Raw genomic sequence first — 13485 nt, 5'->3', positions numbered from 1 at the left:
TCATTAAAAATATATTTATATCAATCTTTCCCTTTTTTATTCCACTAAAAGTTTTTCACATAAATGACATAAATCGTATGGTCTAACTATATAGTTGAAAAGGAATGCGACATTAAAGCGTCGCTGAAAAACTTATCCAACAAAAGGGAGGAAAAATCTTTTGAAAAACAAAATCATTGTTTTCCTATCTGTTTTATCGTTTATTATCGGTGGTTTCTTTTTTAACACAAATACTTCAAGTGCTGAAACATCATCTACTGATTACGTCCCTAACCAATTGATCGTTAAGTTCAAACAAAATGCATCTTTAAGTAATGTGCAATCTTTTCATAAGTCTGTTGGTGCTAATGTTTTATCTAAAGATGATAAGTTAGGTTTTGAAGTCGTTCAATTTTCGAAAGGTACTGTAAAAGAAAAGATAAAAAGTTATAAAAACAATCCAGATGTGGAATATGCAGAGCCGAATTACTACGTTCACTCCTTCTGGACTCCGAACGATCCATATTATAAAAATCAATATGGATTACAAAAAATTCAAGCTCCACTAGCTTGGGATAGTCAACGAAGTGATTCTAGTGTAAAAGTAGCTATTATTGATACAGGAGTACAAGGTTCACACCCTGATTTAGCTTCGAAAGTAATTTACGGGCATGATTATGTTGATAACGACAATGTTTCTGATGACGGTAATGGTCATGGTACACATTGCGCTGGAATTACTGGAGCACTTACGAATAATAGTGTCGGAATTGCTGGTGTTGCCCCACAAACTTCAATTTATGCTGTCCGCGTATTAGATAATCAAGGAAGTGGGACTCTTGATGCAGTAGCGCAAGGTATTCGAGAAGCTGCTGATTCAGGTGCAAAAGTAATTAGTTTAAGTTTAGGAGCTCCAAATGGTGGGACTGCATTACAACAAGCTGTTCAATATGCATGGAATAAAGGCTCTGTTATTGTTGCAGCTGCTGGAAATGCTGGAAATACAAAAGCAAATTACCCTGCATATTACAGCGAAGTAATTGCAGTTGCTTCTACAGACCAATTAGATAGAAAATCTTCATTTTCTACTTATGGTAGCTGGGTAGATGTTGCAGCTCCAGGTTCAAATATATATTCCACATATAAAGGTAGCACGTATCAATCATTAAGTGGTACGTCTATGGCAACACCTCACGTTGCAGGAGTCGCTTCTCTTTTAGCGAATCAAGGTTATAGCAATACACAAATCCGCCAAATTATTGAGTCAACTTCTGATAAAATTAGCGGTACAGGTACGTACTGGAAAAATGGTAGAGTTAATGCATATAAGGCGGTACAATACGCTAAGCAATTACAAGAAAATAAAGCCTCTTAAGAAATAAAGTAAAACTCTAATCAGTCGTTCTACCATTAAAGCGGGATAAAATTGAAAGAGAGACTTTTACAATTAAAGTCTCTCCTTCTTACAAATTATATTACTCTCCCTCTTTCTGCACCATATGTAAATAAAGTACAAAATCCATCATTATCGACGAATGCCCAAGTTGGCGAAGCATCGCTGTTATATTTCCTCTATGATATGTACCATGATTTACGACATGTTGTACCAACTCTAAAATTGAAGTTTCTAATTTCCCTACATATGGATTCTCGATAACAAATACAGCATTCACGTCTTGTATTGTACTTAAAAAGTCTTTATATTGATTTGTCATATTTTCAAACATTTTTTCTAATTCATGTAACGATTTAGTTTCGATTTGTTTTCGTAAATTTTCTCGGTCTTGTATTGCTTCATTCATACTTTTACCATGCAATATGTGTAACCACACTTGATCTGTAATATAAATATGCACAAACGTCTCCTTGATTGATGGAAATACACTCTGTATCTGTTCATTAAAAATAGTCTCATAATTTGGTAATTCTTTTAGTCGATTGAATAATCGTATATTAGCCCAAGCATGGTAATCCACCTGTTTTAACATGTACTCTTTCAATCGAAATCGCCTCCTTATTGTATGAAACGAATAGTTTGTTTCTTCATTTCTGATTCTCTATCAGCCTTTACAATTCCTTTTTCTTCAATTTCACGTTTATCTATAGTTTTATATTTTACATACGTATGAAATTCCGTTTGAAATGGAAACGGTGTAATCCGAATTATTTCCTCATCTATCCATTCAGCTTGAATAGGTTTCCCCTCTTTACTATTAAACATTTCTGTTCCTTCAAAACCATCTTTAAACAAATCAATTTCATCTTTCTTTTCTACCCCTGGTTTATTCATACAGACATATAAAGAAAGTTCATCGCAAAACTTTAATAATCTATAATGTTTATCGAACATCGCAAATTGTTCTTTTGTTAGTGTTTTCAATATTCTTTTTTGTCGTTCCAATTCCCCTGTATAAAATGACATCATCTCTTCATCTTCCTCATTTAATGGAAATGATAAAAAATGCTTACTACAAAGTAATGCTCCGTATGGATTGGAATCTTCAATTTCATTCAAACCAATCGTATAAAAGACAAAGCGTAATGAACTTGGACAATCCATAAATGTATATGGGATATTTTTAGCATCATTCAAAATTGGTACTTTATCAAGTTCTATCCATCCTCTATCATGCTCATATATTGCATCAATTGTCTCTTTTAAATATGTGTCATCTTCAAAAAAATCTTCTTTTATATGCTTCGCAATCTCTCCAGCTAAAAAACCATGATCATGTTGACGAATTAATATACTTTCTTTCTCATCCTTTTCACGAAAAATCATCCGTATATTCCCCCTCATCCTCATATTACAACGTTTTCTATGCATCAATTCTTAATTAATCCCTAATTATTAGCAGGGATTCAGTTTCTTGCAACGAAATTAACATAACTATATAGCATTCTTTCTAACAATATAAATAGCTTTATCTTTACTAACTATTATACTAAATCATTCATTCCAAAAAATTTTTTTATGAGGTGAAAACATGAACAAAACAGAATTAATTAAAAATGTCGCACAATCAGCTGATATTTCTCAAAAGGATGCTTCTGCAGCTGTACAATCTGTATTTGACACAATTGCTACTGCATTACAATCTGGCGATAAAGTTCAATTAATCGGCTTTGGAACTTTTGAAGTGCGTGAAAGATCTGCTCGTACGGGACGTAATCCACAAACTGGCGAAGAAATTCAAATCGCTGCTGGTAAAGTTCCTGCATTTAAAGCAGGTAAAGAGTTAAAAGAAGCTGTGAAATAAACAAGAAACCAGCCATTTTATAGGCTGGTTTCTTGTTTTAATTTAGTAATTCCTTTATATTCTCTGCATGATACACTTCACAAATATAAAATATACATTTGCAGTTACTTACAATTTGATATTTTCTTGTTGGATACACATTCGCTGCAACAGAGCATCCATCAAATAATTCAATAATATTTCCAGAAGGCTGATACCCTTCGTATAATACGTTTCTTCTTACTTTCATCCTTTCTATAAGTTTTTCAACTGGAATGTTTCCACTCTCTAATTCACTCTTAATTGTATTTGGTAAAAACGAAGTGTCCGCAAAAATTAGATTTTCAGATAACACTTTTCCTTTATAACTAACATGAGATACACGGTAAAGAAATGTTCCGTTTTTATCAAAGAAATTCTTTGCTTCTTTCGGGATGTATTGTCTATCAAGTACCTCTTGTTCGAGGACATCAAACTGAACTGTATCATTTAATAACTTTTCTAAAGCATGAATAGATGATGTATCTCCAGCAAATAAAATATTTTTAATTGCTTGTACATTATAAGTGAATTCATTTGTTCTATTTTCCGCTACTAACATGAGGAACACCTCTTCTATAAGATATTTTATTAAACTTATTTATAATTTAAAAGCTCTACTGCGTCTATCTGTGTGATTTTAGTTACTTCTTTACTAAATATTGCAATTGAAGCCATATAATCTACACTTGGTCTTATATCTTCAATCATTGTAGTTTCTACTAACTCATGTCTATCCTTAAAAACTAACAAGTTTGGAGGATCATTTGGGGCTGAGATAGTAATATCCACTGGTGGAATCATTAGTCCTTCACCTGTCGCTTTGAGCACTGCTTCTTTTCTAGTCCAATATGTTAAAAAACCTTCTATTTTCTGTTCATTAGGTAATTTCATAACTTGCGCTATTTCAATGTCTGTTAATACGCCTTCTGCCATTTTCATAACATCTACATTTGGATTCATTTGTTCAACATCAACGCCTACAGGTGCAGACTTTGTAAATGCAACAACAACCCACTCACCTGAATGTGAAACCGATATTTGTGGCATTCCTTCTGGTAATTGCGGTCTGCCATGTTGTAATTTACATACTGGGCACATTCGATCAATCGGCACTTGCACTGGCGACATAGAAAGTATCTTCCCAAGAACTAATCTACTAATTACGCAACCTATTATAAAACGGGCACGATCTGCCGAATGATGATATGAATTTGCTTTCTCTCGTTCAACGTCATTTAGTAAATTGTAATGCCATGATTGTAAATCTGAAATTCTTCCCCACCATATTTGACAATCATTCTCATTCAAAGTTGGTATAGAATCTACAACTTTACTTTCTATCATGTAAACTCTCCTTTATACAACGAATATCAATTGTTATTCATTGACAAGTGCTTTCTGTTTTTTTGATACGGATAACATTTTTTCTTTCTTCTTTGACATTACCTCTTTATCAGAAATACGTAAAGAAAATAGTAATGCTACGAGTAAAAATATTGCTGATCCAATTAATGCCGCTTGATATGGCAAGAAATCTGAATGAGCATTATGTTGTGCACTGTTATTTCCAAAACCGGCTAGTATACTAGCTAAAACAGCAACTCCTATCGCTGAACCTAATCGATTTTGCACATTGAATATAGTAGTCGCTCTCCCCATAGAAGGTGGTGCGATATTGTTAAATGCAGAAAATTGAACTGCTCCAACAGACTGACCTAAGAAAATACCGATGCCAAACAATAATGCCCGAATTTGCCATGGGTTCGTATCATGATTTACAAAACTTAATAAAACAAAGATAATCGCCGTACAAATTAATCCAATAGAAATTACCTTTCGAGCTCCTAACTTCTTATATGACCATGGCACAATCTGTGACGATATCATTAACCCAATCGCCTCTGGAAATGTCGTAAGGCCTGATTCCAGTGCGGAAACTCCTATTACATTTTGATACATAAGTGGAAAAACAAATAACATTCCTAGTAAACCAGCGGATGAAAACAATGAAATAAGGCTCATTTTTCTAAAGACTGGTTCTTTTAATAATCGTAAATCTAACATCGGTTGCTTTACTCTAAGTTCTACAACGATGAACAATGTAATAAATACAATCCCAGCTATCCCAGTACTCATAATTTCTGGAGAAACCCAGCCTTTTGATGGTCCTTGACTAAGTGCATAAATTATCATCGCAAATCCTGGTGCTGAAAGAACAAAACCGAGAGAATCAAAACGACCAGCTGACTTTTCAATATGCTCTTTTAAAAATAGAAGACCGAATAGTAACACTACGATTCCAAACGGTAAATTAATATAAAATGCCCAGCGCCAAGACATTTGATCTACAAAAAAACCGCCAATAATTGGTCCTACTGCCGGTGCGACAGCAATTGGCAATACAATAAACCGTGAAATTTTCGGCCTTTCCTCTGGCGAAAATGTTCGGAATAACATCGCCATCCCAACTGGTGTTAAAAACCCCCCGCCAGCACCTTGAATGATACGAAAAATATTCAATGAAGTAATATCGCTCGCTATTCCACATAATGCAGACGCAGTTGTAAATACGAAAAGAGCAATTAGAAATACTCTTTTCGTACCGAAGCGATCTCCCAACCAACCGGAAATTGGAAGAAAAACAGCTAAGCTAACTAAATACCCAACATTAACCGTCCCCATCGCGGATGGCGGCACTTGTAGTTCTTTACTTATCGTTTGTAATGCTACATTTACAATTGTTGCATCCATTGCAGCCATAAACATCGCTGTAATATAAACGATACTTACAACTACTTTTGGATTTATTTTTACCTTCATTATCGTTTTCCTACTAATATTTTTTCGCCAGCTTGATAACTTTTTGGATTCAAATCTTTCCAGTTAGTTTCAACATATTGTAAGCAAACTTGTCTGCTAGCTTCTTCATGTACGACATTCCATCCAATAGGTACATCGAGAAAGGCAGGCCAGAGAGAATACTGGCCCTCCTCATTCATTAATACTTTATATGTGTAATTATCATTTTCAAATGGATTCGTCATACTGTACTTACCCCTTTCTTATTCTGCAAATATTCCGCTAATACTTGTCCAATTTCTGTAAGTGGTCCTGGTTGACATAAATCTTTATGTCTACAATCAATATCGTGTTGTACAATTTTCCCATCTAAGTAATTTAGCCACGTATTTGGAGAAATAGGATCAAACCAGTCTGGTATAACAGTAGATCTAAAGAATAAAATATCTCCGTTATAAACTTTCGGTACATACTTCCCTAACAACCCTACCGAATTTACATATGTTTCTTTCAAGTTCAAAATAGTCTCTTCCTCAAGACTTGCTAATGCACTTCCATCTTTACGAAGTATTTCAACTGCACTTTCCATCGTAAGTGGTTTACCATCCATGTTATCTGGGTCATATCCACCTAAAGCAAGTAATGCGATTAACGCCTCTTCTTCAGTTGGTTCTTCCGTATTCGGTAGGAAGTGGCCAGGATAAGAATCTAGCATAACGAGTAATTCTACTTCTTCCCCTTCATTTTGTAGTTGCGCTGCCATTGCATGAACAACATTTCCTCCGAGCGACCAACCGAGTAAACGATATGGTCCGTGAGGCTGTACTTCACGAACGTGTTTTAAATAATCCGCTGCCATCTCCTCTAAACTTTTTGGAAGTTCTTCATTTTTAGCAATACCACGTGCCTGTACACCGTAGATTGGATAGTCTGTACCTAAAGATTTCATAAGTCCTGCATAGCACCAACTTAATCCACCTGCTGGGTGTACACAAAATAGTGGTAATTGGTCTCCACTTGCTCGTAATGGAAGCAACACATCAAGTGCACTTTGTCCATTTCCCACTGCAAGTCTTTCAGCAAGACCTGCAACAGTAGGTGCTGCAAATAAAGTTCCGATATTTAGTTCAACCCCAAGTGCTTCTTTAATACGGCTCATAAGCTGTACTGCAAGAAGTGAATGGCCACCTAGATCAAAGAATCCGTCATCAATTCCAATTTGAGGCACACTTAAAACTTCTGTAAACAAGTCACATAGCATTTCTTCTTGCGGTGTTCTTGGTCCACGACTAGAAGATGATGCGATAAATTCTGGAGCTGGCAATGCCTTTCTATCTAATTTACCGTTTGGAGTTAAAGGCAACTCATTTACTATAACAAAAGCGTATGGAACCATGTAATCTGGTAAACTACCACCAGCATACTGACGCATTTCATTTGTATCAATCATTTCATTATTTGATGCAACGATATAGGCAACTAACCGTTTATCCCCTGGTTGATCTTCCCTTACAATAACGGCGACTTGTTCAACTTTAGGATGTTTCATTATTACCGCTTCTATTTCCCCTAACTCAATTCGGAATCCACGAATTTTTATTTGGTGATCTGCACGTCCTATATAATCTAGCGTCCCATCTTGACCCCAACGCGCTAAGTCTCCAGTACGATACATTCTTGTACCTGGCTTCCCGAATGGATCTGCAATAAACCGTTCTGCAGTTAAGCCTGCCCTTCCTAAATATCCACGAGCAAGACCTGCACCTGCAACATACATTTCTCCAACTACTCCAGGTGGCACTGGTTGTAAATAGTTGTCTAACACATACACTTTAAGATCAGGTATACTACACCCAATTAAACTGTTTGCTCGTAAAGAGACTATTATTTCATCTAATTCAATATAACTAACATGTACTGTCGTCTCCGTAATACCATACATATTAATAAGCTTTGGTGCATTATGAGAATGTCGACTATACCAATCTTCTAATCGACTTAGCTCAAGTGCTTCTCCTCCAAAAACAACATATCGTAAAGATAATTTTTGGCCAATCTCTTCATTTTCACGATCTGCTTGCATCAATTGATAGAACGCTGATGGAGTTTGGTTTAAAACAGTTACCTTTTCTTTAACAAGAAGTTGTAAAAATTCTTTCGGCGACCGACTTACAGTATGTGGTACTACGACTAGACGCCCTCCATATAACAAAGGCCCCCAAATTTCCCAAACCGAGAAATCAAAAGCGTATGAATGGAACATCGTCCAAACATCGTCTGCGTCAAATTGGAACCAATGATCAGTTGCTCCTAAAAGTCTCATTACATTTTGATGAGGTATCATAACGCCTTTCGGTCTACCTGTTGAACCTGACGTATAAATAACGTAAGCAATATGTGAAGGAGTTAACGGCTTCACACGCTCCATTTCATCAATATTGTCTTCACTATATTTCTCAATTTCTTCTATTACTTTTACATCATCAACTAAAATTTTCAGTTCCTCATCACATTCAATTTCCACATTTGAATTTGTTAAAACACATGATGGTTTCGCATCGTGGAGCATAAATGAAATACGATCAGACGGGTAATCTGGATCTAATGGAAGATAACCTGCTCCTGCTTTAAGAACCGCAAGTAAACTCACAACCATATTTAAAGACCTCGGCATTGCTAAAGCAGCGAGTTGATCAGGACCGATTCCTTTTGCTATTAACAAACGAGCTATTTTATTTGCTTTTTTATTTAACTCTTCATAAGTTAATTTCTTATCTTCAAAGACAACAGCAATAGAGTTTGGATTTATATGAGCCTGCTTTTCAAATAATTGTGGCAATGTCATTTCTGGTGCAATTTGAAAACCACCATTCCACTTTTCTAATACTGTATTTTTCTCTGCTAAAGTTAATATTTCTAATCTGCCAATGGATTGATCCGGATTTGTCGCCGCATCATCTAATAACAAAATGAATCGTTCTATTAGTTTTTGAACCGTTTCACGTTTATATAAATCGGTACTAAACTCTAGTAATCCATGTAAACCGTTTGGAGTACCATCACCTTCGTTACTCTCACTAATTTCAAATGTTAAATCAAATTTTGCAGAACCGACGCTTTGAATTTCAAGGCTCGCTTCTAAATCTGGTACATTAAACGTTGCTTCTGGTGTATTTTGAAAAGCTAACATAACTTGAAACAACGGGTGGCTATTTCGAGTACGTACTGGATTTAACACTTCAACAAGTCTTTCAAATGGAACATCTTGATTTTCATAAGCTACAAGATTTACCTGCTTCACTCTATTTAATAATTCTTTAAAACTTGGATCTCCTGAAGTATTTGTACGTAACACTAATGTATTTACAAATAAACCAACAATATCTGAAAGTACATCATCATTTCTTCCAGCAATCGGACTTCCAATTGGTATATCAGTGCCTGCACCTAATCTTGTAAATAGTGCACTAAGCCCTGCTTGTAGCACCATAAACAAACTAACTCCATTTTTACGTGCAAGCTCTACTAACCTACTATGCATACCTTCATCTATATGAAAATGAATTGTTTCCCCGCGGTAACTTGTCTCAATTGGACGCTGGAAATCTGTAGGTAATTCCATTTGGTCTGGTAAACCTTTAAGTTCTTCTTTCCAAAAATCTAATTGTGTTGAAATAAGACTCTCTGGTGTCGTTTCATCACCTAGCAATTGCTGTTGCCAAAGTGCATAATCTGCGTATTGAACTGGAAGTGTCTCCAGCTGAACTCCGTCACCTTGACATCGTGCTTTATACGCTGCTGTAAAATCTCTCGTTAACGGCTGTAATGACCAGCCATCACCTACAATATGATGTAATAGAATTAATAATACATGTTCGTTTTCACTCACTGTAAAAAGTTGCAAACGAACTGCCGGCTCAAAATCGAGGTTAAAACTATATCTTACCGCCTCTGAAAGTACACTTTCTAATTCATCTTTACATGTATTAGTTATAACCATTTCTAGATTTAAGTTTTCCATATCTAAAATTTTTTGATAGGAACTACCTAATACGTTAGGGAAAATTGTTCTAAGTGTTTCATGTTTCTCAACTACATCATAAAAAGCACCTTGTAATGCTTCCCGATTCAATATTCCATTCATACGAATGACTAGCGGAATATTATAAGTAGGACTTGGACCTTCTAAACAATTTAAGAACCATAACCTGCGCTGTGCAAATGAAAGTGGAACTTCATTTGGCCTACTTGCTTTCTGAATAGCTGGTCTTGCGCTTTTTGCATAGTCTAATTGTTTCGCCAGTTCGGCAACAGTTGGTGATTCAAATAGTTTCCCGATTCCTAATTCCACACTTAACGTTTCACGAATTCTTGCCATTAAACGAGATGCGAGAAGTGAATGTCCACCCATTTCAAAGAAATTATCATCAATGCTAATTCGAGAAACACCAAGTACTTCTGCAAATAAATCACATAATATTTCTTCTTTCGGATTTCTAGCAACCCTCTCATTGTTCATTCCATTAAAATCAGGAGCAGGTAATTTCTTTCTGTCAACCTTACCATTTGGCGTTAATGGTAATTCTTCTAGCACAACAAATGCCGATGGTATCATATAATTCGCTAAACTTTCTGAAACATAAGAACGAATTTCTGAAAGATTAATCGGTTCCTCTTCTTCTGCAACGATATACGCAATGATGCGTTTATCATTTGGGCGATCTTCTCGTACCATTACTACCGCTTGTTGAATATTTTCATGTCGTTGTAATACCGTTTCAATTTCAGCTAATTCAATTCGGAATCCACGGATTTTAATTTGATGATCTGCGCGACTAATGTACTCTAACGCACCATCATTACGCCATTTCACAAGATCTCCTGTACGGTACATGCGCTTCCCTGATTCTCCATAAGGATTTGCAACAAACCGTTCAGCTGTTAACTCAGGTTTTCCTAAATATCCGCTTGCAAGTCCTTCCCCTGCAATATATAGTTCACCAATAACTCCAGGTGGAACTGGTTGTAACCCTGCATCCAATACATACACTTCTGTATTGCAAATTGGCTTTCCAATAGGAGGTATACCCTTTTCACCTTCATCAATGTTCATAAAAGTAGACCAAATCGTCGTTTCAGTTGGTCCATATAAATTAGTTATTGAGCAACCTAATTCTTTTAATTTATTTGCTAAATGCGCTGGAAGAGCTTCACCACCAACAAGTATGCTTAGCCCTTGTAGCTTTTCTGGATAATCAGTTACTAACGCCTGCCAAAGCGTCGGTGTAGCCTGCATAATGGTCACTCTTTCTTCTTGTAAAAGTGTCGTTAATGCAGAAGGCTCTTGTATGTCTTCTTTTTGCGCAATTGTTAAACTTGCACCACTAATAAGAGGTAAATAAATTTCTAGAGCAGAAATATCAAACGCAAACGTTGTAACTGCTAATAAATGATCATTTTCATTTAATGAAAAATTTTGTTGCATAGCTATTAAAAAGTTGCTTAAACCTCTCATAGAAACAATTACACCTTTTGGGTTTCCTGTTGAGCCTGAAGTATATATTGTATAGGCTGGGTTTAAAAGTGATACATTATTCTTACATGCTATATTCATACGAGAATATGTATGTAACGCTAGTTTCGTTTCTTCTTCATCTAATACAATTTTTTTCATATCATTTTCTATAACTAACTTAGATGAAACAGATGAATGTGTTATGATACAAACTGGTTTTGCATCATTTACTATATAATTAACTCTTTCTGCTGGGTATTCTGGATCTATTGGTAAATATGCTGCACCAGCCTTTAAGACTGCTAGCATACTAACTACCATTTCTATTGATCTAGGGAACACTAAAGCTACAAACTGGTTTGGTCGTATTCCTTCTTCTACTAAATAATGTGCTAGTTCATTCGCTCGTTCATTTAGCTCTTTATACGTAAGGTTTACACCGTCACAAGTAATCGCAAGTTTATTTGGATTTTTTTGCACTTGTTTTTCAAATGATATAGGTAGACTGATTAACTCATCGTCTTCCTTCGTTTCATTCCATTCCAATAAAACTTTATGATTTTCTTCAGGCAGAGTAATGTTTATTTTTCCAATCGACTCGTTTTTCTCATAATTATTTATTACTAATTCAAATAGATTCATAAATCTTTCTTTATGCACTGCTAGCTCCGCGTCATTATATACTTCGGGATTCGCATCAAAATGAATCATTAGCTCATTTTGATCAAAACATTTATATACATTTATCGATAAATCATCTACAGGTCCTGCTGATAAGTTATGCGTAATACCACGATTTCCAGCAAAATTAAGCCCGTAATCAAAAGGCATAACATTCACTAACGGTCCAAACAACCTTTGATTTTCACCTAGTAACTTTAAGTCTCTTCTTAATTCCTCATGACGGTATTTATGATGGCGACGTACATCTCGGATTTCTTTAGAAACTTGCTGTAATAATTCCGCAAGAGTTATATTTGGAGTTACAGTGAGGCGCAGTGGTACTAAATTCATTACCATACTTGGTGTATGAATAGATACAGAACCTAGACGTCCCATCATCGGTAAACCTAAAACAATATCATTTGCACCTGTTAATTTATGCATATAAATACTTGTTACAGCGACAATGAATTCCGGCCAACTTGTTAACGAAATATTGATATCTTCTAATAAAGTTTTCGTACTAGAACTAGATAAATACGCTGTTTCTCGTAAAAATCCATTTGTTGTTCTCGGTGCTCGTTCTGCTAAACTTATGACATCCGGTTCATCTGCAAACTTCTCTAACCAAAAAGCACGATCTTCCTGAAATTGTTTAGATTCACGATACGCAATACCTTCTTGCACAACTTTTGCAAGAGAACCAAATGGCTTTTCATTCTTGTTTGTTTCTTCAATAAGTGATGTATACTCATTCGCTACCTTTTGGCTAAGAAGTGAAAATCCATAGCCATCCATCACAATGTGATGGATGCGCTGATACCAAAAGAAACGATTATTTTCAACTTGAATAAGTGCTTCAGTAAATAAAGTATCTTTTTTCAAATCGATTGGCATAGATAAATCATTTTTCATCCATACTTTAGCAGCTTCTTCAGGGTTTTCTTCTTTACGAACGTCAATAAAATGCATATGAAACTGTGATTCTTCAATAACTTGCCATGGGCCAATTTCATCCTCTTCGAAGCGAACATGAAGTGCTTCTGCTTCCATTACAACTTTACGTACAGCTAGTTCGAAAATTTCTTGATGAATATTTCCGTTTATTTCTACATATTCCCCAGTATTATAAATTGGATTAAGCGGATCTAATTGTTGCGCAAACCACATACCAGACTGCGCTGATGATAACGAATGACGAATCTTTTGACTGTTAGGCATTCTTTACTACCCCTTTATTATGTAGTC

Annotated in this window: 9 protein-coding genes; 2 read left to right on the top strand and 7 right to left on the bottom strand. The window is 35.6% G+C overall.

Features of this window, described 5'->3' with window-relative positions; genetic code table 11:
- The first annotated feature begins 160 nt into the window (after positions 1-160).
- Positions 161-1354, top strand: a complete 1194-nt coding sequence (locus V7S50_RS12885) for a S8 family peptidase (RefSeq protein ID WP_242253122.1) — start codon at positions 161-163, stop codon at positions 1352-1354.
- A 100-nt stretch (positions 1355-1454) separates the two neighbouring features.
- Here V7S50_RS12885 and V7S50_RS12880 read toward each other — a convergent pair whose 3' ends face one another.
- The gene (locus V7S50_RS12880) at positions 1455-1979 is read right to left on the bottom strand and encodes a DinB family protein (RefSeq protein ID WP_242253120.1); all 525 of its coding nucleotides are present in this window, start codon (positions 1977-1979) and stop codon (positions 1455-1457) included.
- Positions 1980-1993: 14 nt separating this feature from the next.
- Positions 1994-2761, bottom strand: coding sequence for a DUF3891 family protein (locus tag V7S50_RS12875; RefSeq protein ID WP_242253119.1), 768 nt, complete (start codon positions 2759-2761; stop codon positions 1994-1996).
- Between the two features lie 205 nt (positions 2762-2966).
- Between V7S50_RS12875 and V7S50_RS12870 the strand changes: the two genes are divergently transcribed.
- Positions 2967-3239, top strand: coding sequence for an HU family DNA-binding protein (locus tag V7S50_RS12870; RefSeq protein WP_001043907.1), 273 nt, complete (start codon positions 2967-2969; stop codon positions 3237-3239).
- A 37-nt stretch (positions 3240-3276) separates the two neighbouring features.
- Here the strand turns inward: V7S50_RS12870 and V7S50_RS12865 are convergent, their stop codons facing one another.
- Genes V7S50_RS12865 through V7S50_RS12845 form a run of 5 tightly spaced genes read right to left on the bottom strand, consistent with a single transcriptional unit; the run spans position 3277 to position 13458 of the window.
- On the bottom strand, positions 3277-3819 hold the full coding sequence (locus V7S50_RS12865) for a hypothetical protein (RefSeq protein WP_063223367.1): 543 nt from the start codon (positions 3817-3819) through the stop codon (positions 3277-3279).
- 35 nt (positions 3820-3854) lie between these two features.
- Positions 3855-4604 carry a 4'-phosphopantetheinyl transferase Sfp gene (gene sfp, locus V7S50_RS12860; RefSeq protein ID WP_242253116.1) on the bottom strand — a complete coding sequence of 250 codons (750 nt, stop codon included), beginning with the start codon at positions 4602-4604 and terminating at the stop codon, positions 3855-3857.
- A gap of 33 nt (positions 4605-4637) precedes the next feature.
- Entirely contained in the window at positions 4638-6080 is a 1443-nt protein-coding gene (locus tag V7S50_RS12855; RefSeq protein WP_242253114.1) for an MDR family MFS transporter, read from the bottom strand.
- Positions 6080-6304, bottom strand: a complete 225-nt coding sequence (locus V7S50_RS12850) for an MbtH family protein (protein WP_063223370.1) — start codon at positions 6302-6304, stop codon at positions 6080-6082. Before V7S50_RS12850 ends, V7S50_RS12855 begins: the two co-directional genes overlap by 1 nt.
- Positions 6301-13458: an amino acid adenylation domain-containing protein gene (locus V7S50_RS12845; protein ID WP_242253113.1), complete on the bottom strand. Its 7158-nt coding sequence runs from the start codon at positions 13456-13458 to the stop codon at positions 6301-6303. Before V7S50_RS12845 ends, V7S50_RS12850 begins: the two co-directional genes overlap by 4 nt.
- Positions 13459-13485 lie beyond the last annotated feature (27 nt).

The sequence above is a fragment of the Bacillus sp. CCNWLW194 genome, assembly GCF_037120585.1.
In the GTDB taxonomy this organism is placed as follows: Bacteria; Bacillota; Bacilli; order Bacillales; family Bacillaceae_G; genus Bacillus_A; species Bacillus_A basilensis.
This window is presented reverse-complemented; position numbering and strand designations above follow the sequence as displayed.